The sequence below is a fragment of the Bifidobacterium pullorum subsp. gallinarum genome, assembly GCF_000741215.1.
Classification (GTDB): Bacteria; Actinomycetota; Actinomycetes; order Actinomycetales; family Bifidobacteriaceae; genus Bifidobacterium; species Bifidobacterium pullorum_B.
Map to the genome: position 1 here is coordinate 504,213 of NZ_JGYX01000002.1, position 25,633 is coordinate 529,845.

Sequence of the window (25,633 nt, forward strand, 5' to 3'; positions counted from 1 at the left end):
GTCCCCATGAGCGAGCAGCACATGTCCCCTGTTCCGATGATCCGCCTGCATGACGGCACTGAGATTCCGCAGGTGGGCCTTGGCGTGCTGCGCATCGACGATGAGGGCGTGACCCCGGTGGTGGAGTCGGCGCTCGCCGCCGGATACCGTCACATCGACGGTGCGGCCGGCTACAACAACGAGGGCGGCGTGGGCCGTGCGCTGGTGAATGCCGGCTACGCCACGGGGGAGCGTCGCCGCGAGTTGTGGGTCACCACCAAGCTGCGCGACTCCGAGCAGGGGTATGACAGCGCGCTGAAGGCGTTCGACCGCCAGATCGGCCTGCTGCAGCTCGAGTATGTGGACATGTACATGATCCACTGGCCCACGCCGTTCGACTGGCGCTCTGGGGAGACCTGGAAGGCGTTCGTGCGCCTGCGCGAGGAGGGGCGCGTGCGGACACTGGGCGTATGCAACTTCCTGCCTGAGCATTTGGAACGACTGCATGAGGAGACCGGCGAGTGGCCGACCGTGAACCAGATCGAACTGCACCCCACCTGGCAGCAGCGTGAGGTCACCGCGTTCTGCCGGGAGCATGGCATCGCCGTGGAGGCGTACTCGCCGATGGCACGCGGCGCCGACCTGAACGCCGGGAACGGCACCGTCGAACGCATTGCCGCCGCGAACGGCGTCAGCCCCGCCCAGGCCATCCTGCGCTGGCACATCGAGAACGGCACGATCATCATCCCCAAGTCGGTGCACGCCGAGCGTCAGCGTGAGAACCTTGACCTGTTCGGCTTCGAGCTCACCCCGGAGGAGCATGCCGCCATCGATGCGCTGGACGGCCCCACCCGCGCCGGCCACGATCCCCTCACCTTCTCCTACGCGTGATGGGCGTCTTTGTGCTCATGAGCGGTATACGACCGATGGATGCTCTTCTGTCGAGATAACGGGTGCTGTCGGTTTTTATCAGAGGCTGTTGTCTCGACTGATGCTGGTAACCTATGGCTTCTGTTGGGCTGCCGTATGCTATGACTCAAACCAGCGCATCACCCGTTCGCATTGCCGTAATCAAGTCGTTTAGCATTGCGCTGGACAGCTTGCTGCCGTTGTTTGAGCGCAAGGAGGGTCTCTTCAAACGGTGAATTGGATTGCGGCGTCGGCGTATGATTGCCGGTATCGGTTGGTACTGCATCGGTCTGGACGACATATCCTAATTGACGGAGCAATGCCATGTATTGCTGTAACGATGCGTTGTCCGACGTGGCTGCGGAGTACTCGGCGTGCAATGATATGCCGAGTGCGGAGCAGATTGTCAGGCATTTCGCCAATCCGGGATTCTCTATTCGCCCTTGTTCCAGCTGACTGATCCAGGGCCTGGGGATTCCCGTTCGCGCTGAAAGCTCCTGCTGGCTGATCCTGAGTGACAACCGAGCGTCTTTTACAGTGACTGCAAAGTCCTTCGTGGAGGAGAGGATTCTCTGCTGCATTGTTGGTTCTGCCATGATAATTGTCGTTTGTTTCAAAAGTCGAACATATTGCTTTGTTTGATTATCCTAACATCTTGTGTTTCAAAAATCAAACATAACAAGATGTTTGGTTTTTGAAACAACGCTGTCTTCTGGTCTTGTTTCGAATGCTTCTTCGCGTTAATGAGTCTACTTGTGAGGAGTTTACTTACGAGTAGACTACTCGCGGCCCGCCGTTTGGGTATAGTGGGGCAGTATGTCTCGCAATCATCGTCGCCCTTCTCACCGCGACCAGTCCGAATTCACTCGTAACACCGCGCGGTATGTCAACAAGCGGTTCAACGTGTCAAATCCGTTCGAGCGCGTGCTGGTCCTGCTGGTCATCGCCGTCGTGGTGGGTGTCATGGTCGGCGTGGTGCTGCCGAAGATCAGCCCCGAGGTGGGGGAGCTGACCGGCGAGTATGCGGCATCCGGCCCTGCGGCGGACGTGCTGGAGACGCTTCGCGTGGATGACGCGCAGAGCAAGGATGGCTATGACCGCGACCTGTTCGGCTACCGCGAAACCGACGACGATGGCGACGGCTGCGATGTGCGCGACGAGGTGCTGGCCCGCGATCTGGAGGATGTGACGTTCACGACGCCAGGCGGCTGTCAGGTGCAGTCCGGCGTGCTGCATGACCTGTACACCGGCAAGACGATCGATTTCGTGCGCGGTCCGCAGACCAGCAGCGCCGTGCAGATCGAGCATGTGGTGGCGTTGGAGAACGCCTGGCAGTCGGGCGCGCGTGATTGGGATACCGCCAAGCGGTACAAGTTCGGCAACGACATGTACAACCTACTGGCCGCCGACGGCGAGGCGAACAGTGAGAAGGGGTCGGCGTCCGCGGCCTACTGGCTGCCGACCAACGCCGACTTCCGCTGCGAGTATGTGGCCCGGCAGATCGGGGTCAAGGACAAATACGACCTGAGCGTGACCACCAAGGAGAAACAGGCGATGCTGTCCGTGCTCCGCTCCTGCCCCGGCCAGGAGGTGCCCGCCGAGTAGCCGTACCGTTTAAGGAAAACGGACTATTCGTTCCCGATGATGTCATCGGAATTCAGCGACTGATCAATCAAGCCCGCATAGTCCCTAGGAGATAATGCATTTGAGGCGGCGCCGAGCTGAGCATTCTCCATCTGTTCGGCGGGGATGTCCCCCTCTCCCTTCGGCCCCATGCCGGCATCCACGCGACGCATCATATCCTGCCACTCGGCGTATTCAACGCCCACATAGCTCACGCCATCCTGAGAGAACGCATATGAGGGGCAGCCGGCCGTATTGATGGTGACCCCATGTCCGTAGAATTGCATGCCGAGATCAACCAGATCCATGGTGGACATATCCGTGGAGATCATTGCGGCGAATTCCTGTACCAGCCCGGGAATCTCGGTAGCCGGCTGTTCAAGCATCTTCTTGAGAATGGCCGTCAGCACGATGCGTTGCGCCTGGGCACGCGAAAAATCACCGCCCTGAACCTGGTAGCGTTCGCGTGCAAAACCAAGCGCCTGTTCCCCGTTGAGCGTCTGTTCTCCGGCTTGCAATGAAACACCGCCGTTCCCCCCGGAGAAGGATTCAGGTACATTGACGGTGATGCCGCCAAGCCTATCCACCAGCTGTTCAAGACCGTCGAACCCCACTTTGATGTAGTGGGAAATCGGCACGCCGGCAAAATCCGAAACGGTGGAGATCATGAGCGAGGAACCGCCCATGGCATAGGCGGCGTTGATTTTCTGCGGTGTGCTGCCCCCATTGATGCTGACCTGCATGTCACGAGGGATGGATACAAGGTCAACTTGCTTGTTCTCGGTATCAATGCGAGCCAGCATCATACTGTCCGAACGACCGTAGACCTCATTGCCGCGATTGTCCGAGCCGATGATGAGCGCGTAAAACGGCTTGTCGCTCCCCTCAACGGGGGTCAGCACCTCCGCAACCTGTTCCCGCTCCTCCTCCGGCATCGAAATCTCGGAATCCAAGGACCGCATGAAGAGCATGATAGCCGTTCCGGGAAGAACCACCAGCAATAGCAGCAACACCGCCAACACAATAACGACCGTGCGCCACGGATGCTTCTTGGAAGCAACATGTCTTGCGCTATGGCTTGGTGTTTGCGGGTTGTTGGTATGGGTTTTGCTCATAATTCGTCCCCTAACGGTTTGTTGACGGATATGCTTGTTCGATCAGTAGCTATAGTAGGCAGACACGTAGTCATATGGGGCATGGGGTATCTACCGGATCGGACTGCAGCGACAAGGACCGGTGCCCATTCTTCCGCAGAATAGAGTAGACTTGATAAGTCATTGTAAAGGTGTGTGTCCGGCATACGGACGCAGCGGATATCGAGAACAAGGATTCCCATACATGCACATCATGTTCGTATGTACCGGAAACATCTGCCGCTCACCCATGGGGGAGCTGCTGATGAGTCGCTACTTGGCAAATACGACGGTGCAGGTGACCAGCGCGGGAACCCGAGGTCTGCCCATGCACCAGATCGATCCCTCCAGCGCGCGGCTCATGGATAGCGTTGGCATTGATTCCAGCGGATTCCGGTCCCGCCGACTGACCCGTGAGATGGCTGAATCGGCTGATTTGATTCTGTGCTTCGAGTCCTCGCAGCGTAAGGAAATCGTTACGGTGGCGCCGAAGGCGGTGCGCTACACGTTCCTGTTGGATGATTTCGCCAACATGTGTCGATATAGCGCCGAACATGGACTGGTCAAGGGGACGACCATCCAGGAGCGTCTCCAATCGGTGATCGATGCCTCGTCGTTCATCCGTCCGCTGATTGCCGCGCCGAAGGATATCGCCGATCCGCATGGGCGGGAATATGCTAAGTTCCGCCAGGCGGCGGAGGAGACGAACCGTGCGCTGCGTACGATTCTGACCAGCATGCGTAAGCATTACCGTGTGGAGCCGGCACCGGTGCGTCCGCAGATCGCACGTCCCGATTTCAACTCGATCATCTACGCCAGCTGACGGCTGCAACCTCGACAATCGTGGTATGCTCCGCTGCTTTGTTCACGGCTGAATACCCCGTTCATCGGTGTCTCGTGCCACAATGGGCTTGAAACATCAACGGGGGTATGGCTTGAACAACGATAGCGAAGAGATTGAGCGTTTTCTGGAGGAGTTTGCCGAGCCATCTCGGGAACAGGTTCCTGATGGGCGCGCGTGCGCGCCTGTGCAGTCACGTTCGCGTACTCACCGTTATCCGGATGGATTGTTATGGGTGGTGACTTTTGGCGTCATAGCGGTGATGGTATTGCGGATGACGCCGAATGGACTGGATGGGAAACGGTATATTCCACTGATCGTGGCGTTCGTGCCGTGGATGGCGGTTCTCTCCGCGGCGATTCTGCTGATATCGCTGATTAGTCGTCGCCGCGTACTGGCCGTAATCAGCGCGTTGTGCTTGTTGACGCAACTGGTGTGGCATGCGGGATTCCTCTATCCACGCGTCTCGCTGTCTTCTGCGGCACGCACGGCGGTTGCCTCCGCGACCGCATCCGTCGATGATCGGTACGCGCGCCTCATGACGTTGAATACGCGCAATGGACAGGCTGATGCTGCGCAGATCGTCCGGACGGTGCGTGAACAGCATGTGGAGGTACTGGCGCTGCAGGAGTTGAACTCGTCAATGATTTCCCGTCTGAATGAGGCTGGTATTCGTGAGTTGCTGCCGTACTCGGTTGTCGCCAACACTTCCTCGTCCGACAACGGTGGGGTGAACGGGTTATGGAGCGCCGCTCCGATGTCCGAGCGGACGGGCGATCTGATTCCCATCGAGGCTTCAAGTATTCCCGCTGCGAGTATTGATTTCGATGGTACGGTGATCCGGTTCGGCTCCGTGCATCCGTTCTCGCCGCGCCCCAGCAACCAGGGATTATGGGACCGAGGGTTGGGTTCGATCAGCCAGCTGCGTGAGGATGATCATACGTTTGTACTGATGGGCGACTTCAACGCGACCTGGGACCATGCAAGCTTCCGGTATTTGTTGGGCGGCAGGTTTGTGGATGCCGGCGAGAACGCGGGGGAGTGGTTCCAAATGACCTATCCGGCGAACAAACGATTGTTTGGCTGGATACCGGTGCCGGCCGCCGTGGAGATTGACCACATTGTGCACGACCGTAGCGTGGTGGTGGGCGATTTGGATGCCGTGACTGTGTCAGGCAGCGATCACAAGGCATTGCTTGGTACGCTGGAGGTGCGGTAGAAGGCCGCAGCCTGACTAGATCAGATACGGTAGCTCCGGCACCGTCACGGGGAAATCGCGGATGATTCGAGTGAGTCGCTCTCGGCAATACGGCCAGATTGCAGTTCGTGCTTCGCTTTGCTGTGTGTCGGAATTGATAGTGGCATCATCCAAATCGCAACGCAGTACTAGTTCTATATGAAGGAGACGTTCATAGTTGTCGCCGGACTCATCGCTACCATCCTGCTGGCGACTGACGCACACGGTGACATCGAACTCAACGTTGACGGTAATGGGCCAATTCGTCGCGTCAGTGCCGTTAACGTCAAGATTGACGTTCGCTTGGAACTGGACGTTGTCATCTTCTCCCGGAACGGGGTATACCTCGGGAAGATACTCCGCGTGTTCTGAAAGCTGCTCAAGTTTGGTCAAGCGTTTCATACTGCTGATTCCTTTCGTGCATAAGATGTGGCGTACGGGGGGATACTGATTCGCGTCGATGCGCCTACGCTGGCGACTTTCGTCTTCGGTGTGGCCAAAGACAGCTGCTCTTTTGATGTCGACCACAGCAGTACCGGCTTTGTCGGAACCGAATCTTTTTCCACATGATGGGATACCGTTGCACCGACGGCATGTGCCAGACGCCGCACCGTGCCTATAGTGGGGTCGGCTGTGCCGCCTTCTATGGCCTGCAGCTCTTCGAGTGCGACTCCCATGTGTCGTGCCACGTCTTCTTCGCTGAGTTGACGCTCGTACATGATTGATATCAGTTCATCGATAAGACGCTCATCGTTCTGCACGAGCACGGCTGCACGCTTCAGCAGGGCGGAATATCGTGCCGTTTTGTGACGTCTCATGGTTCCTCGTTTCATTTCGATACGTCTCTCACAGTGTACCTGTTTCCGCAGTCATCGTGGCAGTCTATGATAAGGTGAATTCGTCGCTTCGGTACTCTTCCCACGCATTGGCGCGGTCAGGCTCGGATTCCTCCACCGCATGTTTGGCTGACTTCGCTCCACCTGTTTGTTTGAAGTAGGTTGACAAATCGTCCGTATCGGATTTCTTGCACATAAGATATGCTGCAATAATCCAACGTTCCATGACCTTTTCCATATGAAACAGCCTGGCACCGATGTACTGTTTCTTTCCGTTTGCGTAGTCGTGCCAGTTCCACCGTATCTCAAATACCCCCGGAGCCTCATGCATGGGCTTGACCTGTTCGACCGGAACAAGTTGGCCGCGCATGGCCCGCTGGATGCGCGCGTAGAATTCCGCTTCCGCCATCGAGGCCTGATAGTCGTCCGTGAAACGTTCCCATACATATGTTGTAAAGGCATCGAACAGTGTAGGTGCGTTTGAGGATTTTACCCAAAAGAACCGGTTCTGTCCCGGTACTGAACAAATTGACCTTTTGACAGGTCTGGGCGCGACGTGCACGTCGGAGGGCAATGGCATCACTGACATAACTGTACGGTACCGTATGGGTTGTACGGTCGGCTTCTAGCTGAATTCACTTCGCCGGATCCTGATAGATGTCTGTCTGCGGAATTGTTGCACCGGCGTGGCAATGAGATTCTTTAAAAGACAGGACATCTGCGCGAGCATCCTGCCAGTGGTAACGCACGGATATACGGGGTGTCATAGGTAGAACGCAGAACGCAGCAGTGTTGATCGGGAAGTACCTGTACCCCCTTATCCAGCCAATGGATATATAGACCGGCACTAGGTGCTGCGTGACATTGCGATGCATGATGAGTTGATAAAACGTTGCAGGGGCGTGAATTTTAGATTGCTGGAGGGTTGCGGATGTGAAAGAACCATGAAAGGAGACATGACCATGCGGGTTCTAGATAGAAGTGCAACACCTGCCTAGGGTTGGAAGGGGGCTGCGGACGTTTTCTTGGAGACTGAGCGGAAGGTTTCTCGTATGTTCAGTCTTGAGGAGCGTTCGAGGGCGGTGGAGCTATACCTCACAACGCCGATGACCACCGCGCAGGTGGTGGAGTGCCTGGGCTATCCGACCAGACAGTGCCTGGAGCGCTGGCTGGCGATGGATCCCCGGTATGCTGGCCGTATGGCCAAACCCATAATTCCTCTGGGGACAAGACGGAAGGCGATCGAACTGGTGCTGGGCGGCATGCAGCAGAAGCAGGCCGCCAAACAGCTTGGCGTGAGCGTTGGTGCGGTGCACAACTGGGTCAGGGCGTACCGCAGGGGCGGCATGGCCGCGTTGCAGCCCCGGAACCAGAATGCCGCCCAGGGCGGGAAATCGGCGTCCGTCCGTCCTCGGGGCGGGGCGGATGCCGGGGGCGGCGATGACGTGGAGGCGTTGCGCCGTAGGGTCGAGGAGCTGGAGTTGGGGAACGCGTTGATGCGGGAGGTGGTGGAGGTCGCAGAAAAAAGACTGTATTTTGTCAACTCGGCGTGTGCCGTCTTACCGTGGGGAAGTTGACCGGGTTACCGGTCGTTATGTTGCCGGTTTGTCGTGGCTGGGCCTGTCCGGTCGGTGGTTTCTGGGTTATTGCATGAGGGCGTGGGTTTTGCGGTAGCTGTCGCCCTCGAATCTGATCATCCTGCCGTGGTGGACGGTGCGGTCGATTGACAAGCGGCGTGCCGTGTTGGGGTCGCCGAAGATCCTGCCCCATCCGCTGAACTCGATGTTGGTGGTGTAGACGATGCTCTGTCTTTCGTACGCGTTGGTGACGACCTGGAACAGGAGGCGGCTGCCTTCCTCGTCGATCGGGATGTATCCGAGCTCGTCGACGACCAGGAGCCTGGCCCTGCCGATCTGGGAGAGCTCCCGGTCGAGCCTGTTCTCCGCGTTGGCGCGCAGTAGTCGCATGACGAGCTCGGCGGCGGTGAAGAACCTGGTCGGTACGCCCTCCAGGCAGGCCTGCCGGGCCAGCGCGATGGCCAGGTGGGTCTTGCCGGTGCCGGGAGGGCCGAACATGACCACGTCCTCCGTGTGCTCGACGAAGTCGAGGGATTCCAATGCCTGCCGCCCGTAGTCGACGGGGAAGCGCAGGGGTGTCCAGTCGTAGCCGTCGAGCGTCTTGGTTTGGGGGAACCCGGCCTGCTTGAGCAGTCGCGCGCGTTTGGAACGTTCCCGGGAATCGATCTCGGCGTTCATCCACGCGTGCATGAACCCCCGTCTGCGCGGGCGTGGCCGTCTCCAATTGGTCGGCCAATACCTGGCGGGTCAGCGGCAGCCGGCGGGCGAGTCCCATGATCCCGTCCATCAGCTGCCCGGTCGACGCGCGACGCCGTCTCGTGTCGGGCTGTGCGGTTCCGGGTTTGGTCATCATGCCTCCTTCCGGTCGTCGGACGGCCGCATGAACCGGTCGTAGTCGTGCAGGTCCGGGGCGGGCTCGTCGTGCGGCGTCTCGCCCGCGGCGATCCTGCGCGCCAGCGTCATCAGGCTCGCCTCGTCGATGCCGTGCCCCTGTTCCACGAGGCGTTCGGCGGCACGGGCCGCGGCATCGAATCCGGCGCTCTCCGATGCCCTGTGAATCAGCCGGAGCGTACGCTGCCGCTCCCTGGACTCCATCGCGTCGATGCTCAGCCGGAGCCTGTCGGGGAAATCCGCGCGTATGGGGCTCTCTCCCCACGCGCGCGGTTTTCTGGCCAACGCGGGCAGCAGCACCGCCGGATCCCGCACCGTGCCGGTGTCCCCGCCGTAGGCGCGGGGCAACTTGCCGACCCTGCGCCCGTCACGGGTGCGGATCCCCCGCGTCGAACGCGCGCAGCCCGACGTCGAGCGTCCACCCGCGCCACGACGGACCCGCGAGATAACGGTGCGAGTCCACGCTCACGCATCCCTCGCCATCGGCCTTGCGCACCTCCCACCGGCACGCGTCGAACCGGGTTCCAGGCATCGGGGCCATCGCCTCCCGATCCCGCGCGAACAGGTCCCTGACCGGCTCGCCCTTGCGGTAATGGGGATCCTCGGCGATCCGGTCGCACCTGGAGAGCATGAACCGCCGCCGGCTGCGCATGCGACTCGGCGTTCGGCAACGGCACCATCACGTTGCGGCGCAGGAACCCGACCGCGTTCTCCACGCTGCCCTTCTCGTTGCCCGCGCCCGGATTGCAGAACCTGACCTCGATCCGGTGATGCGCGACGAACCTCTGGAACACCTCCACCACCACGATCCTGTCCCACGAGACCCGGTGCGCCGCGCCGGTGGCGTTGTCGAGCACCAGCACCGGCGGCACGGCGCCGATGTGCTCGAACACCTCGAGCAGCCCCTCGCACACGCACTCCGCGTTCTCCCCGGGCAACGCCACCGCGTACCGCATGTTCGAATACGGAAACGACGCCACCAGGCAGTGCACGTCCGTCCGGCTCCCCGCCACCACGGCCTGCGCCAAACCGAAATCCGCCTGCATCACGCCCGGCGACCACTCCAATTCCAGATACCCGTCACCGGGAAGCCGATGCTCCTGCCTCCAGCGCTTCACGTACCGCTGCACGATCTGGTACGAACCATCGAACCCCTGCTCCTCGACCAGCCTGTCATACACGCGCCTGGCCGTATGCCGCTGCTTGCGCGGCATGAACCGGTCCGCCTCCAACCACTTGCCGATCAACGGCTTGTACGGGTCGAGCTTCGAGACCGCCGCAGGACGGGCCGGGGGCTCCGGCGAGCAGTCCTCCAACTGCGCGTACTTGCGCACCGTCTGTCTGGACACCCCGACCTCCCTCGATATGCGACGCCAGGACACACCCCTCGCGTCGAGAATCCTGATACGTTGTTGTATGGGCGTTGGCACAGTCATGTCCTTTCCTTCCCGAGATACCTGCGAATGGTTGCCTCAACTCGGGAATCTAACAAGACCGGACGGGCCAACGCCTCTCCACGCCGACAACACGATCACATGGTCAACTTTTCACCGGTAACACGGCCAACAAACCCGCGATAAACCGGCACACAAACCATTAAACAAATACAGGAGTCGGGGGGAACGCGTTGATGCGGGAGGTGGTGGAGGTCGCAGAAAAAGACCCGGGCGCCGACCTGCGGCGCCTGTCGAACCGGGAGAAGACGATGCCGGTCGACCGGCCGGGGCCGAGGTATTCGCTGAGGTCGATGGCCTGCTTGCTGCGCATAGCGCCGAGCAGCTACCACTACCACCATGCCGGGATCGGCGTCGGCAAGTACGCCGGGCTGCGCGCCCGCGTGGCGCGGGCGTTCGCCGACTCCAAGGGCAGGTACGGGTACCGTCGCGTCAAGGCCGCGCTCGGGACGGACGTCTCGGAGAACGCGGTCCGCAGGCTCATGGCCGAGGGCGGGCTCTCGGCGCATGTTCCCAAACGGCGGCGTTACAGCTCCTACGAGGGGGAGGCCACGCCCGCTCCCGGTAATCTCGTCAACCGGGACTTCACCGCCGAACGGCCCAATGAGAAGTGGCTCACGGACACCACGCGGGATCAAGGCCAGCGACGGGAAGGTGTACCTCTCGCCGATGATCGACTGCCATGACGGCAAGATCGTCGCCTACACGGCCGGCTTCCATCCCAACGCGGAGCTCGCCAACCGGATGCTCGCCGAGGCGGCGGAGACACTGCCCGACAACGCCCGTCCCGTGGTCCATTCCGACCGGGGATGCCACTACCGGTGGCCCGGATGGCTGGAGCTCATGGAACGCTACGGGCTGATCCGGTCCATGAGCGCGAAGGGCTGCAGCCCCGACAACGCCGCCGCGGAGGGATTCTTCGGTCGCATGAAGACGGAGTCCGTCTATCCCGAGCATTGGGAGAAACGCACCCGCGACGAGGTGCTTGTCCTGATCGACGAGTACATCCACTGGTACAACCACGAGCGCATCAAACAGTCGCTGGGCTGGATGAGTCCGGTACAATATCGTCAAAGCCAAGGAATGGCTGCATGACTATCTCCAAGAAAACGTCCGCAGCCCCTAACGTCCGGATTCTTGCGCGCTTTGGGTTTCCGTCTTTGATGTGAAAGGCATGGCCCGCGTCCTGTGCACGATTTCTTCATTCGCCAAAACGAAAGAACCGCGGTTGGAAACCAGGAGACGGAACCATGCCCGAGAATACCGTGCGGTTTGAATCGTCTGCGCGTGTACGCGCTCGTCATGCCCTGTTCGTGCATGATGCCGCCGATGCGTCTCCCGGACGCGGTGACGCCCTTCCTTTCCAAGGCGGCCTTGATCTTCCTGGCGCCGTAGCGTTCGCGGCTGTTGCGCCGGACCGCGCGTACGTCGCCGGCGATCGAATCCACGCGCTCCGTCCCGGGATGCCCGGTCATCCAGTAACAGGTGGAGCGGGGACGCCCAGTATCCTGCATTGCGCTGATATCGGGTAACGGGCGGCGTTGGCCCGTATCACGTCTACTTTCGGCACTACCCTTATCCTTATAGCTTTGTATAGGAGTTCATGTACCCTCGTTTATTGCCCCTTGAAATATCGGGGGGGTAGTTGTGGAGAGAAGAATGTTCCAAGGCGGTAGTGCTGAAACGAATCTGAGTGAAACCTCCCGTAACCGGGTGCTTAGCGTCGCTTATTGGCGTTTTTTCGTCAATGCTCTTTTGATTCTGTGCGACATGGCTTCATTTATTGCCGCTTCGGCAATCATATATGTGTGGCAGGGCGGGGAAGCGTTGTATTCTTCCCGTTTCCATTTCCATATTGGTTTGTGGTTGTATGCGCTTGTTTGCTCGTTGATTTGGATCTACTGCCTGCATAGTGTTGGCGTGTACCACCGTCATGTGATGGGTGACGGTTACCAGTTGAACGCGCTACTGGTCAAAGGCACGTTTTTCACGGGATTGATGATTTGTGCAATCGATTCTATTCTCAACGTTTATATACCTTTGCTGCATACCGGCTTGGTGTTGCTGTGCGCATTCCTGATTACCATGCTGGAGCGTTTGACTATCCGCCAGTTTGTACTGTCCAGCCGTGAAAAGGGCGCGTATTCGTATGGCACCGTAGTGGTTGGTTCCCCTGAGGGCATTGAGCATGCTTTGGCGTTCCTGAGCCAGAAGTGCCAACTGAATTATCATGCTATTGCGGTGTGCCCGATTGGTTTGAACAAGCGGACTGGGCTTGTGGCGGCTGTTGCCGCACCTGCCGATTTCAAGGAACGAATCCGCAAGATCAGTGGTAGGGACATCGCCACATTGCCGTATTGCGGAAACTTCGCCGAACGTGCCGCTTCGATGGGCGTACAGACGGTGATGGCCACGGATGTTATGCAGCGCTTCTCGGATAATTTCAACACGTTCGTGCTGAACATGGAAACCATGAATCTGGAGATTGCGGTGGTCACTTCCGCAGTGGACGTGAGTGGTCATGAGACTAATATCCGTGTGATTCAGGGTACGACGGTGATGACGATCAGCCTACCGCAGTATTCGCCATGGGATATGTGCAAAAAACGCGTTTTTGATGTGCTGATTTCGCTGTTTGCCGTGATTGTTACTGTGATTGTTACCGTTCCTATTGCGATTGCTATCAAGCTTACCGACGGCGGTCCTATTTTCTACACGCAGACTCGCGTGGGGCGCCGTGACAAGCCGTTTAAGATGATCAAGTTCCGTTCTATGGTGGTGAACGCGGACAAGATGAAGGCAGAACTGGCGAAAGAAACCGGTCAGGATGGTCGTTTCATCTTTAAGATGAAGGACGATCCGCGAGTCACCAAGGTGGGCAAGTTTATCCGTAAGTTCTCCATTGACGAGTTTCCGCAGTTCCTGAACGTGTTGAAGGGTGATATGAGCGTGGTGGGCCCGCGCCCGTCGTTACCTGAGGAGGTGGGTGGCTCAATACAACCAGACGTATGCCACTCGTATGCTGGTGAAGCCTGGTATTACCGGTCCGTGGCAGGTGTCTGGCAGATCCAACTTGAGTAAGGAAGAATCCGAGTCTTTGGACGTCAGCTATGTGCAGAACTGGTCCATGCTGGGAGACATCGTGCTGCTTTTCCGCACTGTCGGTGCCGTCGTCACTATAAGGGTGCATACTGATAGAAGGAATGAAGACGTAACAAAGTAAGTCATAAGAGTGCATGCTGAGTTGGGAGATTGTAATGAAAATTTGTTTAGTCGGCTCCAGTGGTGGGCATCTTGCGCATTTACATATGCTTAAACCCTTTTGGAAAAATAAAGATCGTTTCTGGGTCACTTTTGACAAGGAAGATGCGCGTAGTCTTCTTGAGGGTGAGCGGGTTTATGCATGCTACTATCCTACGAACAGGAATCTAAAGAATCTTATTCGGAACACTGCGGTTGCTTGGAAAGTGCTACGTAAAGAAAAACCGGATCTGATTATTTCCAGCGGGGCTGCAGTTGCTGTTCCTTTCTTCTACATTGGCAAATTATTTGGAGCAAAGCTTATCTATATTGAGGTGTTCGATCGCATCGATAAGCCAACGATGACAGGCAAGCTCGTATATCCGATTGTTGATAAATTCATTGTGCAATGGGAAGAGATGAAAAAAGTCTATCCTAAAGCGATTAATCTGGGAAGCATCTTCTAAGACAAGGTGGTTGAGCAATGATTTTCGTAACAGTGGGGACTCATGAGCAACCGTTCAACAGATTGATTGAGGCTGTGGACCAGTTAAAAAGTTCTGGCGCAATTCATGAAGATGTGATCATGCAGACTGGTTTCAGCACGTATGAGCCCAAGTATTGTGAGTGGCATAAACTCCTTCCATACGCTCAGATGAAAGAGAAAGTAGCTGAAGCGCGCATTGTAATTACACATGGTGGTCCGGCTAGTTTTATTATGCCGTTGCAGATTGGAAAGATTCCGATTGTGGTGCCACGTCAGCTGCAATTCAATGAGCATGTAAATAATCATCAAGTTGATTTTGCAAAGGCTGTAGCTGAGCGCATGGGCAATATTATTCCTGTATATGATATGACTGAGCTTAGTGATGTGCTTGGACAATATGACAAAATTATTGTCGCTATGAAAAAAAAGAATTTTGAAAAGTAATAATCAACAGTTTAATTCAAATCTTGAAGATATTGCAAAGGCTCTTTTTAATGAAAATCGAAAGGAGGGAAAATGAAAAATAGAATTGCTGCTGGTATTGTTTTATATAATCCCGATGATATTAATCGCGTACAGCAGTGCATTGAATCAGTTCTTGAACAGATTGAACATGTGTATATTTTTGATAACAGTGTCCAACCTGTACAATTATTGAAGACATCACAGATTACGTATGTAACGAAGGCAAATGGGGATGAACCTTCTTGTGAGAAAGTCAACAATGTCGTTAATAGCAGCAAGGTAAATAAAAACTATGGCATTGCATATGCTCTGAATCGTATTATGGAGCGGGCGCAGCAGGATGGATTTGATTGGGTACTCACCATGGATCAGGATTCAATCCTGCCATCTGGGATGATTCCGGATTTTCGTAACCGGATTAATAGTGATTCTGGTCGTACTGCTATTTTCTGTCCACAAGTGATAGATAAGCGCCGCGCATATATGAAGGCGGAAAGGCGAGATTGCGTAGTCAATGTAGAGGAATGCATTACTTCAGCAAGTTGCACATCAATTCAAGCATGGAAAGATGTCGGCGGTTTTGATGAGTGGCTTTTCATTGATCTTGTTGATAATGAGTTCTGTAAAAGGCTTGTGTCTTCTGGTTATCAAATTAAGCGTGTTAATCGTTGGGTTCTTGATCAGGAGTTCGGGAAGATTATTCCTAAATCTAAGCGCAGTCAGAAGTTTTGGATTCGCTTAAGTCAATTATTGCATAATAAAAATATAGCCAAGTTTTCTTATCGGAAATATGTGAGTCCGCTTCGTGTATATTATACAAATCGTAATATTATTTACGCCAATCGTAAATTAAAGGCATATGGACCTGTAGCATATAATAATTATAATTGTAAAGGATATCTAGGTTTCATTATCAGTTTTAACCTGCCAAGTTTGCTAAGAGCTAGGCATAAAGGACAAGTTTTTTCGGCCATTGTTCGTGGAACGTTTGATGGATTATCTGCGCATGTGAAATTATGGAGTCCAAATAATGAATAATCTTGCATATATAGTTAAAGATTTATATAATATCGGTTTGCGTAGGCATGAACGGCGCATTATCGATACTGTTCTTGATAGTCCAGGATTTGCTCAGCCTGTATTTAATATTCGCCCCAAATCTGTCCAGAAAATAGCTTTTATTGTTCCGGGTATAGATAAGTACTCTGGTGGCATTACCTCTGTGCTGAGGCTAGGTACATATTTGGCTCAATTTGGTCATGAAATTACCTATGCAGATTATACTAATGCTTCAATTAATGAATTATGTAAAAATGCCTCAGACAATTTATTGGGATATCAAGGGAAAATAGCTTCCGTTGATTCTTTATCGGCAAATGCATTTGATGTTGTTATAGCAACAAATTGGCAAAGTGTTTATTGTCTACATAAATTTAATGCATATAAAATGTATTTTGTTCAAGATTATGAACCGTTTTTCTTCAATTTGAGTGAAAGATATCTTTTAGCGAAGCTTACATATGAGCTTGGTCTTCATATCGTTAGTTTAGGATCCTGGAATGTTAAACAAATTCAGCGAGAATGTCCAAGTACGCCTTCAATACTAGAATATATTGATTTTCCTTTTGAGCCGAAAGAATACCCTCATTGCGCTAGAAATTATTCATCATATGAAGAAACGAAAAAATATGTTCTAGCGGTGTATACCAAGGAAGACGGGAAAAGAATGCCTAACATTATGCAGTCCTTACTCTACCGAACTTCTTCTGTTTTAAGTGGGTGTGGATTACAGCTTGACATTCGTTTTTTTGGTGCAAAAAAAAAGTTTTAAGCCGTGTATCGGGAAAAACCTAGGAAAACTTAGTAAATCTGAAATGCTAGAACTCTATAAAAAAAGCGATTTTGGAATGGTTGCTTCAATGTCAAATATTTCACTTGTACCATATGAAATGTTGGCAACAGGTCTACCTGTTATTGAATTTAAATCGGGGTCCTTCGAATCTTTTTTCCCCTCGGAAGCAGGGATACTTATTGATTATAATTATCAAACTTTGGCTAATCGACTTCTTTCTATCCACAACGATGCGAGTCAACTTACCAAAATGCTCGAGCAGGCTAATGCAATCTTAGGGAAATCAAATTGGTTTAGAAGTGCTTTGCAATTTGAAAAGATACTTAAAAAAATTGTTGCTTGAGAAGAATGAGAAAATTCATGAACGCACCTTTGATTACAGTCGTAGTAGCTGTATACAACATCGAGGAATATCTTCATAGATGTGTTGAAAGTATACTTAACCAAACATATCAAAATCTAGAAATAATACTTGTTGATGATGGATCGACTGATAGAAGTGGGAAAATCTGTGATGAATTCTGTTATGATTCCAGAATAAAGGTAATTCATAAATCGAATGCCGGACTTGGTATGGCTCGTAACAGCGGTATTAAAACCATGCGAGGAGAATATGTCACTTTCGTTGACGGCGATGATTATCTTGAAGACTACATGATTGAGAGATTGTATCATGACTTAGCTGAGGCAAATGGTGATACAGCAATCGGTGGTTTTGTACGTGTCTCTCGCAAGAAAAAGATTGTTGTACCCAATCCTTTACGAGGAAAAGCGCTTAGCCAGCCAGATATCATTCATAAAATTTTGGTGCCAATGCTCGGATATGCCAAGTCAGATGATAATCATCTTGAAATGTCGGTATGGAAGAGTCTATTCTCATCTCAGATTATTAGAGATTGTGGAATCTTTTTTCATTCAGAAAGAGAATTTATCAGTGAAGACATTATTTTTAACTTTGACTATTATCCACATGCACGCCGTGTCGTCATGAGTGGTTGCAATGGTTATTACTATTGCGACAATTCTGGTTCTTTGACAACTAGCTATCGTGCAGATAGATTCCAGATGCAAAAAAAATTGTATTTGGAATTAGCAGAACGTACGAAAAGAATGAAGATCTATCATGAGTCATCACAACGACTTATGTCAACGCTAGTGTCAATTGCTCGCTATTCGATAAAACTTGAGCAGTTGTATGCTAAAACAAATGGACGGGAAAAAGCGTGGATAAATATTCGGAAAATCTGTGAAGATGACTTATTGAATAATATTTTGAGTACACATGACGTTTTTGGTTCGATTCCATCTAGAGTAATTAATTATCTCATTAAAAAACAATATGTAGTATTGCTTTGGATTGTGATGTCTTTAAAGAATAAGTTTAACGTATAGGTTAATTATGAAAAAATATGAATATACGCATTCGGACATGCCTTTTTTGAAGAAACTTACAAAAAAGGAAAGAATTCGCCTAGTTCTTCAAAAAGATCATTGGATTCAATTAAGGAGATATTGCATTCGTCTGCGTAAGGAAGAGTACTATTATCGTATAGGCGGATTTTGGGGACATTTTTTAAGTTTGTTTTGGTGCAGAAGAAAGAATAGTCTTGGCAATAAACTGGGTATATATATACCTAAAAATGTTGTTGGTCCGGGATTAACTATATATCATCATGGGGCTGTAATAATTAGTGGTGACGCGTCGATAGGGTATGGTTGCAAACTTCACGGAATGAATTGCATCGGTAATAATGGAACAAGCTCTGGAGCTCCATGCATAGGTAACAATGTCGATATTGGTGTTGGTGCATCGGTAATTGGCCCCATACATTTAGGCAACAATGTGGTTATCGGGGCTAATGCAACTGTTGTACATGATTGTAGATATGATGATGTTACTTTGATTGGTACTCCGGAAAAAATAATGAGGACAAAGGATACTTTATGATTCCCAAGAAAATACATTACATCTGGCTTGGTGGCAAAACGAAGCCGTCTTTAGCAATTGCTTGTATAAATTCGTGGAAGCGTACATTGCCTGACTACGAAATTATTGAGTGGAATGAAGAAAACCTAAATCTACAGAAGCTATGTAAAGAGTCTCGTTTTTTAGATGCTTGTGTTCGTCTTAAACTATGGGCATTTGCCTCTGATTGGCTACGTTTGTATATCTTATATAAAGAGGGTGGCATTTACCTTGATACAGACGTCGAAGTACTTAAATCATATAATGAGTTACTTGCCAACATAATGTTTATTGGAATGGAAAAGGATAATTATATTGGTACAGGAGTCATTGGAGCTGAAAAAGATAATCAGACTATAAAGAAGCTACTTGATTTTTACGAAAATGAAATATGGAATGTTGATTTTATCAATAATCCAATTATTTTTCGATACCTTTATGACCGTAATCCTGATATTTTTGTAAATTGTAAAATATATCCTCGGGATTATTTTTCGCCATATAGTCCTGGGCAAGAATGTCGGGGAGCGGTGGAGACGTCGAATACCTTCTCCATTCACTGGTATTCTGGGAACTGGAATCTATCCCGTAAGGGATATGTATTTATGAATACTAAACATATTGCTAATCCTCTGAAACACTGTGTTCAAGTAATTCGTAAGTCCATTGGATATTCTTTAAAAAGAAATAATAAGTTGAGATAAGATTTTATGCATGGCATTAGGTATTTAATTAAGAATATAGGGCTATTAACTATTAGCAGTTTTGGAACAAAACTGCTAAGTTTTTTTCTAGTTCCTTTATATACAAACATATTGTCAACGAGTGAATACGGTCTTTATGATCTTCTGAATACGACAATTGCTGTACTTGTACCCCTGCTTACAGTGAACATAGCTGATGCTGTGATGCGTTTTCCTCTTGATAAGGGTAGCAATCCGAATGCTATCTTATCTGTAGGATTCCAATTTTTCTTGATTGGTTTTATACCTCTTACTATTATTGTTTTTTTGAATTATTTGATAAACTTCCTCCCTATTTTGCACGATTATTCGATATATTTCATTCTCTTGTATATGGTTACTGCCTTGAATGGAATTATGAATTCTTACGCTAGAGGTATAGAAAAGATAGCTGCACTGTCCATTTCAGGAATTATTAGCACTATTTTTATTATTATATTGAACATACTTCTTCTAGTGTTTTTTCCTTTCGGTATTAATGGTTATTTTATTGCCAATATTGTTGGAATTGCTGCTCAGACTGCATATTTATTCATTGCTGCTGAGGCATGGAAAGGTTTTAAATATTCACTCCGAAGTACATCGGATTTACGGCATGAAATGAAGACATATAGTCTTCCTCTGATGACAAATACTCTTGCTTGGTGGGTTAACAATTCATCTGCGAGATATATCATTACTTGGTTACGGGGTTTATCCGAGAACGGGATTTTTTCTGTCTCATATAAGATTCCATCTATTCTCAGTATTTTTCAAACAATTTTCATGCAAGCATGGACGATTTCTGCGACAAAAGACTTTGATCCTGAAGATAGAAAAGGTTTTTTTACAAAAGTATATAACTATTATAACTTTGCAATGACCATAATTTGCTCTTTCCTGATTATGACGGCTAGACTTATGGCTTCCTTCTTATATGCCAAAGGGTTTTATACAGCGTGGAGATGTGTTCCTTTTTTGCTTATCTCTATTTTGTTCGGTGCGATTTCTGGCTATTTAGGTGGTATTTTTGCTGCCGTTAAGGATTCAAGATCAATTGCTACAACTACCCTTATAGGGGCAATAACTAATATTATCCTTGATTTTGGTCTTGTTTTTATCTTTGGCTCTATTGGAGCAGCAATTGCAAATATGGTAAGTTATTGGGTTGTCTGGGCAATGCGAATGCGAATTGTTCGACGTCATGTAAGAATTGTTTTTCATGTATTTAGAGATTATGTTTCGTATGCTTTACTTATGGTACAATGTTGCTTATTGCTTTCTTTTCCACGAGACGATTGGGGGCTCTACATTATCGAATTCGGCTTGTTTATAGCTATATTTGTTTTATACTTTAGAGAAGTCTCTCAATTATTCACAGAAATTATCAATCTGTTTGTAGCTAAAAGAATATAAAGGGCGTAAAATGAAGTTGGGTATAATTACTTGGTTTAATTATGAAAATTACGGAACTAAACTTCAAGCAGTTGCTTTACAGTATTATTTAAGACAGCAAGGTTATGATGCTGAGCTTATTGATTTTGTTGTCAACGATTCAACGAATAAAGTGAAGCATCAGAATCCTCCTTTTCTTAAAAGAATTTATGGACGTATCAGCTATGATCTAAAGAAAATCGCTTTTAAAAAATATGCTTCTTCTTTTGAAGAAAGATCAAAAAAGTTTAATTCATTTATTGTTGAACATTGTTGTTTATCTCGTCCCATTTATTCTGATAAAGACTATATTGAGGTTTGCAATCAGTATGATGCTCTAATTTTTGGAAGTGATCAAATTTGGAATCCAAATTGGATGCATCCATATTATTATGCTGACTTTGACAAGATAAATATACCACGTATCTCGTATGCACCTAGCCTTGGGGTTGCTGATTTTCCGGTGGAATTATCCTCTGACATGAGGAATAAGTTAAATCGTTTTCAATCTCTATCCGTGAGAGAAAAGAGAGGATGTCAAATCGTTCATGCTCTCACGGGACGCCAACCTCAACTTGTGGCCGATCCGACTTTGTTGCTCACTTCTGAAGATTGGGAGCGAATATCAGGGGCAACTTGTTCCAGTGATACGGATAAACGATACATTTTATGCTATTTCTTATCGGATAATCAAAACCATTGGAAGGCTGCTCGACGTTATTCGAAAAAGCGTGATTTACCTTTACGCGTAATTCCACAGACAGGATTTGCTTATTGGCAAAGGAATATTTCTTTAGAAGCATCTGCCGGTGTGGAAGAGTTTATCGATTTAATACGAAATGCAGATTGTGTGATTACTGATTCATTCCATGCATGTGTTTTTAGTATAATTTTTAAAAAGCCTTTTGCTGTTTTTGAACGTTTTTCTTCGAAGAATCCAGTCGCTCAGAATACACGAATCTATAATCTGCTTGATATTACTAATACTCAAAATGGGTTGCAGAAGTATGATTCGAAGTTTATTCATGATTTTGCACGGCCTGTAATGCGGCCTTCTAAATCTTTCTCAGATTTGTTAGATGAATCCAAGCAATACTTAATTGAATCTATTGAAAAGGCAGAAAAATTCAGAAAGGAACAAATACAATGAAGCCTCTGGTATCTATTATTGTTGCTATTTATAAATCGGAAAAATTTCTTGATAAGCTTATCAAATCTTTAATTAATCAGACATATGACAATATTGAGATTATTTTAGTGGACGATGGCTCGCCGGATAAAAGTGGAGAAATTTGTGATTATTGGGCGTCCTGTGATAAAAGAATTCGAGTAATTCACAAGGTTAACGGTGGCGCTTGTGAGGCTAGGAACGAGGGACTTAAAGCGGTAACAGGTGATTACATTTCAATTATTGATGGCGATGACTGGTTGGAACCTGAATATGTTGAGTACCTTATAAACATGATTGACAAGACGGGTGCTCAGATGGCTATGACAGATGCTATCTTCACAACTCGAGATCGTGAGCAAGTTAAACATGATCGGATTAAAGTGATTACCGCTGAAGAAGCTACTGCTGATATCCTCTACCCGATTATTCCTATTGGTCCGTGGAATAAGCTCTATAGCACTAAACTCATTAAAGACAATAATATAACTTTTTGTACACCATGGTCTGGCGAAGGGCTATATTTTTCTGTTATGGCAGCCCAATATGCCAATCGAATTGCACTTGGACATCGTAAAATCTATAATTATAGACTAAATAATACTAATAGTGGTTTAACTCATTATAATGTGCAAATTGGTATTAATGCTTTATATAATATAAAAAATATTGGTGAAAATCTACGTGTTCGTACTAAAAAGACAGTTCATGCTGTAAATTGGCATATTTGGAAGAATTACAACTATTTACTTTTTTTGATTATTGCTACTAATTCTATTGAGGAAAATAAAACTCTGTATAATGATTGCTTGAAAAATATTCGTTGTCGCTTGCCAAGAGTGCTATTGGAATCGGATTTTGGTCCACGTAATAAAGCAAAGATGCTTTTCACTGGCATTTTCCCAAGGACTAAGGCGAAGATAGATCTTAAAAATCAGTTACAGGCACGTTCAAAAGACCATATGGAATGAAATGGAGGAAAAATGTTTGGAATTAAAACAAGAATGCAGTCTATGCTTAAGAAGCGTCACAAGGTCATCGCTATTACTCATCCGATTTTTGAAACGCAACTTCTTTCCGGGAAAACAGCGCTAATTACTGGAGGAACAGGAGGAATTGGTTTTGCAATTGCGAAATCTCTTATAGAGAGCGGTTGCAACGTTATTATATGCGGAACAAATTCTAATAAGTTAGCTAATCTTACAGAAAAGATTCAAAATTCTGACAGAGTCAAGACTATGAGGTTCGATATTGCAGACACTGCTGATGTAACGACCTTTGTGGAAAAGGCTTCTACTTTATTTGGATCTATTGATATATTGATTAATTCTGCCGGTGTACATACTGAAAAAGCAAATTTCTGGACGATGACACCAGACGAATATAATCGTGTTATGAATATAAATTTGACTGGAACTTTTTTCCTCTGCCAAGCTGTTGCTAGGTATATGTGCCAGAATGAAATTCATGGACGGATTCTTCTTGTGTCTTCTTCTAGAGGGTCCGAACCGGCGTGGTCTCCTTATGGTATTTCTAAGTGGGGCCTCAATGGTTTTACAAAGGGTTTAGCCGAAATACTGATTTCGCGTGGAATAACGGTAAATGCAATCGCTCCAGGGACGACAGCTACTGCTCTTATTGGAGCTAATGAGAAAGGTAATTTGTTTACTGATGACAATAGAAAGGGAAGATACGCGACGCCGGATGAAATTGCGGTTTGGGCAAAGATGCTTGTCAGTGACGCTAGTGATATGATTACTGGTGAAGTATTACATGTTTCTGCAGGTCGTGGAACTATAGATATACGCTAGTCTTTACCATATTAGAAGTCTCGTCCAAAATGTTGGTTGTATTACATTAATCGTTTTCTTGAAGACGCGTAAAATACTATGAAAAAGTTTTTTTTGCATTTAGATTTAAAGAATATAGTCATATTTGTATTTATTCTTATATTATCGGTTCAATATGGATTACAATACACTAATTATGAATTAGGAACAGTGAACGAAAGAATACTTCTCATTCCTTATATGGCACTTTTCCTTTATTTTATATTTACGCGAAATTATAATCTTAGAGAACTTGCTATTTTTACAGTATTAATTATTATAGGTGTTGTTGTCGTCTTTAAAACGCATTTTACTGGATTTTTATTGATGGTAATTACCCCAATTGTTATTTCGACATGGGATTGGAAGTCTGTTTTTAAATCTTTTTTTTTATATTAGAAGTATTATCTTTATTTCTATAATATTGCTGTCGTTGATGGGTGTATTGAATCTATATAAAACCGTTGTCATCAAAGGGAATTATTCTACAATAGGGTATGGTCTTGGATTCTCTCATCCTAATCGTCTTGCATATGGTTTTGTGTACCTTCTATTTACGTATATAGCTTTTGTTGGAAAGAGTTTTAACAAAAAAGATTATATATGTATTACTTTTGGATTGATAGTTTGTTATGCAATTACGCAGTCGAGAACTGCGATACTATGCGTTGTATCCATTTTGTTGCTTGTGACTTTAGTTAAATCACGTTTCCTTAATAAAAACATAAAGAGGCTTGTAGCTTTCCTTGGATATGTTTGCCCTCCGCTCTGTGTTTTTATTTCCATTGGTGTACCACAATTGATGTTATCCAGTAACCACAATTTGCGAATTCTAGCTGATTTAATTGATAAATTATTTAGTGGAAGATTTAAATTAATTAGCAGAACATTTAAGTACTATGATATGACTTTATTTGGTGGGGTTAACAGTTTTGATATCCTTGATAGAATTTATAAATACTCTACCGTTGATAATGGTTATATTCGTTTTTTATATGCGTACGGTATAGTTGGACTTTTTGTTTATATTGTGCTCACATTGTTAACTGTGAATGCTCTAAGTAAGCATGGAAATTACCTCTTTGTTTCTTTGATTATAGTGACATCTTTTTGGGGTATTTCAGAAAATGTGCTTATGTCGGTCGGCTTTAACATTACTGTACTTTTTTGGTCAGTGCTATTGAGAAGAACATCAACCAACGAAAAGATGATTTCGACTTGTTCCCTTTCGTAAGGGGTAGGGGGCTGCGGACGTTTTCTTGGAGACCGAACGGAAAGATTTTCGTATGTTCAGTCTTGAGGAACGAGAGCGTGCGGTGGAGTTGTATTTCACCACGCCGATGACGACGGCCCAGGTGGTGGAGCATCTGGGTTATCCGACCAGGCAGTGTCTGGAGCGTTGGCTGGCGATGGATTCCCGGTATGCTGGCCATATGGCCAAACCCATCATCCCACTGGAGACCAGGCGAAGGGCAGTGATAACGCCCGGTTTGTTGCGCATTTTGGTTGAGGCTTGAGTTGAGAGACATGGTCCGTCGTCCGGGTACGATTTCAGTCGCCAAACCAAATCAACCTATTTAGGAAGGCGACGGAACCATGCCGAATCAGATTCTACAGGTCGACGAGAACATGCTCGAGACGAAGCTGGACCGGTTGGTGTCGGAGAAGGTCGAACAGCTGTTGAACGCGATGCTGGACGCGGAGGCCGACGAGATCACGGGCGCGGCCAGGTACGAGCGGTCCGGGGAGCGCAGGGCGTACCGGGCCGGCCACTACGAGCGGAACCTGACCGTGAAGGCCGGGACCATGACCCTGAAGGTCCCGAAGCTCAAGGGCGCGCTGTTCGAGTCGGCGGTCATCGAACGATATCGCAGGAGGGAGGAGAGCGTCGAGGAGGCGCTGATCGACATGTACCTGGCGGGAGTGAGTACGCGTCAGGTCGACGACATCAGCAGGCTTTTGTGGGGAGAACGCATGCCCTCCCAGACGT

The 25,633-nt window shown here is 48.9% G+C and carries 29 protein-coding genes and 3 pseudogenes; 24 read left to right on the plus strand and 8 right to left on the minus strand.

Going from position 1 to position 25,633, the window contains the following annotated elements; all coding sequences use genetic code 11:
* Window positions 1-6: 6 nt before the first annotated feature.
* The gene (locus BIGA_RS04305; protein ID WP_033507247.1) at window positions 7-870 is read left to right on the plus strand and encodes an aldo/keto reductase; all 864 of its coding nucleotides are present in this window, start codon (window positions 7-9) and stop codon (window positions 868-870) included.
* 158 nt (window positions 871-1,028) lie between these two features.
* On the opposite strand, the gene BIGA_RS09230 is transcribed toward BIGA_RS04305, so the two are convergent.
* A complete protein-coding gene (locus BIGA_RS09230; RefSeq protein WP_081929428.1) occupies window positions 1,029-1,484 on the minus strand; it encodes a helix-turn-helix domain-containing protein in 456 nt (151 codons plus the stop codon).
* Between the two features lie 220 nt (window positions 1,485-1,704).
* Between BIGA_RS09230 and BIGA_RS04310 the strand changes: the two genes are divergently transcribed.
* Entirely contained in the window at window positions 1,705-2,493 is a 789-nt protein-coding gene (locus BIGA_RS04310) for an HNH endonuclease family protein (RefSeq protein ID WP_081929430.1), read from the plus strand.
* 23 nt (window positions 2,494-2,516) lie between these two features.
* Here the strand turns inward: BIGA_RS04310 and BIGA_RS04315 are convergent, their stop codons facing one another.
* On the minus strand, window positions 2,517-3,626 hold the full coding sequence (locus BIGA_RS04315) for an LCP family protein (protein WP_081929432.1): 1,110 nt from the start codon (window positions 3,624-3,626) through the stop codon (window positions 2,517-2,519).
* A 223-nt stretch (window positions 3,627-3,849) separates the two neighbouring features.
* Between BIGA_RS04315 and BIGA_RS04320 the strand changes: the two genes are divergently transcribed.
* Window positions 3,850-4,467 (plus strand): arsenate reductase/protein-tyrosine-phosphatase family protein, encoded by a 618-nt coding sequence (locus tag BIGA_RS04320; RefSeq protein ID WP_033507251.1) that lies wholly within the window; start codon window positions 3,850-3,852, stop codon window positions 4,465-4,467.
* 82 nt (window positions 4,468-4,549) lie between these two features.
* Complete coding sequence (locus BIGA_RS04325) at window positions 4,550-5,704, plus strand: endonuclease/exonuclease/phosphatase family protein (RefSeq protein ID WP_081929434.1); 1,155 nt, start codon at window positions 4,550-4,552, stop codon at window positions 5,702-5,704.
* Window positions 5,705-5,719: 15 nt separating this feature from the next.
* Here BIGA_RS04325 and BIGA_RS04330 read toward each other — a convergent pair whose 3' ends face one another.
* The 3 genes from BIGA_RS04330 to BIGA_RS04335 all read right to left on the minus strand — a co-directional run bounded on the left by BIGA_RS04330 (window position 5,720) and on the right by BIGA_RS04335 (window position 7,147).
* The gene (locus BIGA_RS04330; RefSeq protein ID WP_033507261.1) at window positions 5,720-6,124 is read right to left on the minus strand and encodes a hypothetical protein; all 405 of its coding nucleotides are present in this window, start codon (window positions 6,122-6,124) and stop codon (window positions 5,720-5,722) included.
* Window positions 6,121-6,540 (minus strand): helix-turn-helix domain-containing protein, encoded by a 420-nt coding sequence (locus tag BIGA_RS09480; protein WP_161786264.1) that lies wholly within the window; start codon window positions 6,538-6,540, stop codon window positions 6,121-6,123. Before BIGA_RS09480 ends, BIGA_RS04330 begins: the two co-directional genes overlap by 4 nt.
* Window positions 6,541-6,604: 64 nt before the next feature.
* Window positions 6,605-7,147, minus strand: coding sequence for a hypothetical protein (locus BIGA_RS04335; protein ID WP_152596018.1), 543 nt, complete (start codon window positions 7,145-7,147; stop codon window positions 6,605-6,607).
* A gap of 463 nt (window positions 7,148-7,610) precedes the next feature.
* Here BIGA_RS04335 and BIGA_RS04340 point away from each other — a divergent pair, with 463 nt between their 5' ends.
* Window positions 7,611-8,135: a helix-turn-helix domain-containing protein gene (locus BIGA_RS04340; RefSeq protein WP_051917075.1), complete on the plus strand. Its 525-nt coding sequence runs from the start codon at window positions 7,611-7,613 to the stop codon at window positions 8,133-8,135.
* 66 nt (window positions 8,136-8,201) lie between these two features.
* On the opposite strand, the pseudogene istB reads toward BIGA_RS04340, so the two are convergent.
* Both istB and istA read right to left on the minus strand, forming a co-directional pair.
* Window positions 8,202-8,988, minus strand: a pseudogene (gene istB, locus BIGA_RS04345) (IS21-like element helper ATPase IstB).
* Window positions 8,985-10,462 (minus strand): annotated as a pseudogene (istA, locus tag BIGA_RS04350) (IS21 family transposase). Before istA ends, istB begins: the two co-directional pseudogenes overlap by 4 nt.
* A gap of 194 nt (window positions 10,463-10,656) precedes the next feature.
* Between istA and BIGA_RS09870 the strand changes: the two are divergent.
* Together BIGA_RS09870 and BIGA_RS09875 are read left to right on the plus strand one after the other, a co-directional pair.
* On the plus strand, window positions 10,657-11,166 hold the full coding sequence (locus BIGA_RS09870) for an IS3 family transposase (protein WP_237744048.1): 510 nt from the start codon (window positions 10,657-10,659) through the stop codon (window positions 11,164-11,166).
* Window positions 11,150-11,575: an IS3 family transposase gene (locus BIGA_RS09875; RefSeq protein WP_196818754.1), complete on the plus strand. Its 426-nt coding sequence runs from the start codon at window positions 11,150-11,152 to the stop codon at window positions 11,573-11,575. Before BIGA_RS09870 ends, BIGA_RS09875 begins: the two co-directional genes overlap by 17 nt.
* 170 nt (window positions 11,576-11,745) lie before the next feature.
* Here BIGA_RS09875 and BIGA_RS09235 read toward each other — a convergent pair.
* Window positions 11,746-12,044: pseudogene (locus BIGA_RS09235) on the minus strand (IS3 family transposase); the annotation flags it as partial.
* A 95-nt stretch (window positions 12,045-12,139) separates the two neighbouring features.
* On the opposite strand from BIGA_RS09235, the gene BIGA_RS10055 reads away from it, so the two are divergent.
* The 17 genes from BIGA_RS10055 to BIGA_RS04390 form a co-directional block, all read left to right on the plus strand.
* Complete coding sequence (locus tag BIGA_RS10055; RefSeq protein ID WP_337588869.1) at window positions 12,140-13,561, plus strand: sugar transferase; 1,422 nt, start codon at window positions 12,140-12,142, stop codon at window positions 13,559-13,561.
* On the plus strand, window positions 13,500-13,703 hold the full coding sequence (locus BIGA_RS10060; protein ID WP_337588870.1) for a sugar transferase: 204 nt from the start codon (window positions 13,500-13,502) through the stop codon (window positions 13,701-13,703). The genes BIGA_RS10055 and BIGA_RS10060 overlap by 62 nt, the downstream gene beginning before the upstream one ends.
* Before the next feature lie 13 nt (window positions 13,704-13,716).
* On the plus strand, window positions 13,717-14,187 hold the full coding sequence (pssD, locus tag BIGA_RS04365) for a PssD/Cps14F family polysaccharide biosynthesis glycosyltransferase (protein WP_202805501.1): 471 nt from the start codon (window positions 13,717-13,719) through the stop codon (window positions 14,185-14,187).
* 17 nt (window positions 14,188-14,204) lie between these two features.
* Window positions 14,205-14,651: a glycosyltransferase gene (locus tag BIGA_RS04370; protein ID WP_202805502.1), complete on the plus strand. Its 447-nt coding sequence runs from the start codon at window positions 14,205-14,207 to the stop codon at window positions 14,649-14,651.
* A 72-nt stretch (window positions 14,652-14,723) separates the two neighbouring features.
* On the plus strand, window positions 14,724-15,710 hold the full coding sequence (locus tag BIGA_RS08965) for a glycosyltransferase family protein (RefSeq protein ID WP_033507880.1): 987 nt from the start codon (window positions 14,724-14,726) through the stop codon (window positions 15,708-15,710).
* The gene (locus BIGA_RS09485; RefSeq protein WP_156098654.1) at window positions 15,703-16,503 is read left to right on the plus strand and encodes a glycosyltransferase family protein; all 801 of its coding nucleotides are present in this window, start codon (window positions 15,703-15,705) and stop codon (window positions 16,501-16,503) included. Before BIGA_RS08965 ends, BIGA_RS09485 begins: the two co-directional genes overlap by 8 nt.
* Before the next feature lie 43 nt (window positions 16,504-16,546).
* Window positions 16,547-16,867, plus strand: a complete 321-nt coding sequence (locus tag BIGA_RS09490; RefSeq protein WP_156098656.1) for a glycosyltransferase — start codon at window positions 16,547-16,549, stop codon at window positions 16,865-16,867.
* A gap of 17 nt (window positions 16,868-16,884) precedes the next feature.
* Window positions 16,885-17,916: a glycosyltransferase family 2 protein gene (locus tag BIGA_RS04375; RefSeq protein ID WP_033507881.1), complete on the plus strand. Its 1,032-nt coding sequence runs from the start codon at window positions 16,885-16,887 to the stop codon at window positions 17,914-17,916.
* Between the two features lie 7 nt (window positions 17,917-17,923).
* Window positions 17,924-18,472, plus strand: a complete 549-nt coding sequence (locus tag BIGA_RS09495; protein ID WP_152596048.1) for an LbetaH domain-containing protein — start codon at window positions 17,924-17,926, stop codon at window positions 18,470-18,472.
* Entirely contained in the window at window positions 18,469-19,194 is a 726-nt protein-coding gene (locus tag BIGA_RS08970; protein WP_051126076.1) for a glycosyltransferase family 32 protein, read from the plus strand. Before BIGA_RS09495 ends, BIGA_RS08970 begins: the two co-directional genes overlap by 4 nt.
* Window positions 19,195-19,200: 6 nt before the next feature.
* Entirely contained in the window at window positions 19,201-20,628 is a 1,428-nt protein-coding gene (locus BIGA_RS09240) for a lipopolysaccharide biosynthesis protein (protein WP_033507882.1), read from the plus strand.
* 10 nt (window positions 20,629-20,638) lie between these two features.
* Entirely contained in the window at window positions 20,639-21,796 is a 1,158-nt protein-coding gene (locus BIGA_RS09245) for a polysaccharide pyruvyl transferase family protein (RefSeq protein ID WP_081929438.1), read from the plus strand.
* Window positions 21,793-22,785 (plus strand): glycosyltransferase family 2 protein, encoded by a 993-nt coding sequence (locus tag BIGA_RS08975; RefSeq protein ID WP_033507883.1) that lies wholly within the window; start codon window positions 21,793-21,795, stop codon window positions 22,783-22,785. Before BIGA_RS09245 ends, BIGA_RS08975 begins: the two co-directional genes overlap by 4 nt.
* A gap of 42 nt (window positions 22,786-22,827) precedes the next feature.
* Window positions 22,828-23,625 (plus strand): SDR family NAD(P)-dependent oxidoreductase, encoded by a 798-nt coding sequence (locus BIGA_RS08980; RefSeq protein WP_202805503.1) that lies wholly within the window; start codon window positions 22,828-22,830, stop codon window positions 23,623-23,625.
* Window positions 23,626-24,079: 454 nt separating this feature from the next.
* The gene (locus BIGA_RS09500; protein ID WP_156098658.1) at window positions 24,080-24,877 is read left to right on the plus strand and encodes an O-antigen ligase family protein; all 798 of its coding nucleotides are present in this window, start codon (window positions 24,080-24,082) and stop codon (window positions 24,875-24,877) included.
* A gap of 52 nt (window positions 24,878-24,929) precedes the next feature.
* Window positions 24,930-25,160 carry a hypothetical protein gene (locus BIGA_RS04385; protein ID WP_237744049.1) on the plus strand — a complete coding sequence of 77 codons (231 nt, stop codon included), beginning with the start codon at window positions 24,930-24,932 and terminating at the stop codon, window positions 25,158-25,160.
* A 79-nt stretch (window positions 25,161-25,239) separates the two neighbouring features.
* Window positions 25,240-25,633: transposase (locus BIGA_RS04390; protein ID WP_193345852.1), on the plus strand; the 394-nt coding region annotated here is incomplete at its 3' end.

Coding starts and splice junctions, on each gene's coding strand:
- BIGA_RS04305 (WP_033507247.1), top strand. CDS start 7: ATGAGCGAGCAGCACATGTCCCCTGTTCCGATGATCCGCCTGCATGAC.
- BIGA_RS09230 (WP_081929428.1), bottom strand. CDS start 1,484: ATGGCAGAACCAACAATGCAGCAGAGAATCCTCTCCTCCACGAAGGAC.
- BIGA_RS04310 (WP_081929430.1), top strand. CDS start 1,705: ATGTCTCGCAATCATCGTCGCCCTTCTCACCGCGACCAGTCCGAATTC.
- BIGA_RS04315 (WP_081929432.1), bottom strand. CDS start 3,626: ATGAGCAAAACCCATACCAACAACCCGCAAACACCAAGCCATAGCGCA.
- BIGA_RS04320 (WP_033507251.1), top strand. CDS start 3,850: ATGCACATCATGTTCGTATGTACCGGAAACATCTGCCGCTCACCCATG.
- BIGA_RS04325 (WP_081929434.1), top strand. CDS start 4,550: ATGGGCTTGAAACATCAACGGGGGTATGGCTTGAACAACGATAGCGAA.
- BIGA_RS04330 (WP_033507261.1), bottom strand. CDS start 6,124: ATGAAACGCTTGACCAAACTTGAGCAGCTTTCAGAACACGCGGAGTAT.
- BIGA_RS09480 (WP_161786264.1), bottom strand. CDS start 6,540: ATGAGACGTCACAAAACGGCACGATATTCCGCCCTGCTGAAGCGTGCA.
- BIGA_RS04335 (WP_152596018.1), bottom strand. CDS start 7,147: ATGTCAGTGATGCCATTGCCCTCCGACGTGCACGTCGCGCCCAGACCT.
- BIGA_RS04340 (WP_051917075.1), top strand. CDS start 7,611: ATGTTCAGTCTTGAGGAGCGTTCGAGGGCGGTGGAGCTATACCTCACA.
- BIGA_RS09870 (WP_237744048.1), top strand. CDS start 10,657: ATGCGGGAGGTGGTGGAGGTCGCAGAAAAAGACCCGGGCGCCGACCTG.
- BIGA_RS09875 (WP_196818754.1), top strand. CDS start 11,150: ATGATCGACTGCCATGACGGCAAGATCGTCGCCTACACGGCCGGCTTC.
- BIGA_RS10055 (WP_337588869.1), top strand. CDS start 12,140: ATGTTCCAAGGCGGTAGTGCTGAAACGAATCTGAGTGAAACCTCCCGT.
- BIGA_RS10060 (WP_337588870.1), top strand. CDS start 13,500: ATGCTGGTGAAGCCTGGTATTACCGGTCCGTGGCAGGTGTCTGGCAGA.
- pssD (WP_202805501.1), top strand. CDS start 13,717: ATGCTGAGTTGGGAGATTGTAATGAAAATTTGTTTAGTCGGCTCCAGT.
- BIGA_RS04370 (WP_202805502.1), top strand. CDS start 14,205: ATGATTTTCGTAACAGTGGGGACTCATGAGCAACCGTTCAACAGATTG.
- BIGA_RS08965 (WP_033507880.1), top strand. CDS start 14,724: ATGAAAAATAGAATTGCTGCTGGTATTGTTTTATATAATCCCGATGAT.
- BIGA_RS09485 (WP_156098654.1), top strand. CDS start 15,703: ATGAATAATCTTGCATATATAGTTAAAGATTTATATAATATCGGTTTG.
- BIGA_RS09490 (WP_156098656.1), top strand. CDS start 16,547: ATGCTAGAACTCTATAAAAAAAGCGATTTTGGAATGGTTGCTTCAATG.
- BIGA_RS04375 (WP_033507881.1), top strand. CDS start 16,885: ATGAACGCACCTTTGATTACAGTCGTAGTAGCTGTATACAACATCGAG.
- BIGA_RS09495 (WP_152596048.1), top strand. CDS start 17,924: ATGAAAAAATATGAATATACGCATTCGGACATGCCTTTTTTGAAGAAA.
- BIGA_RS08970 (WP_051126076.1), top strand. CDS start 18,469: ATGATTCCCAAGAAAATACATTACATCTGGCTTGGTGGCAAAACGAAG.
- BIGA_RS09240 (WP_033507882.1), top strand. CDS start 19,201: ATGCATGGCATTAGGTATTTAATTAAGAATATAGGGCTATTAACTATT.
- BIGA_RS09245 (WP_081929438.1), top strand. CDS start 20,639: ATGAAGTTGGGTATAATTACTTGGTTTAATTATGAAAATTACGGAACT.
- BIGA_RS08975 (WP_033507883.1), top strand. CDS start 21,793: ATGAAGCCTCTGGTATCTATTATTGTTGCTATTTATAAATCGGAAAAA.
- BIGA_RS08980 (WP_202805503.1), top strand. CDS start 22,828: ATGCTTAAGAAGCGTCACAAGGTCATCGCTATTACTCATCCGATTTTT.
- BIGA_RS09500 (WP_156098658.1), top strand. CDS start 24,080: ATGGGTGTATTGAATCTATATAAAACCGTTGTCATCAAAGGGAATTAT.
- BIGA_RS04385 (WP_237744049.1), top strand. CDS start 24,930: ATGTTCAGTCTTGAGGAACGAGAGCGTGCGGTGGAGTTGTATTTCACC.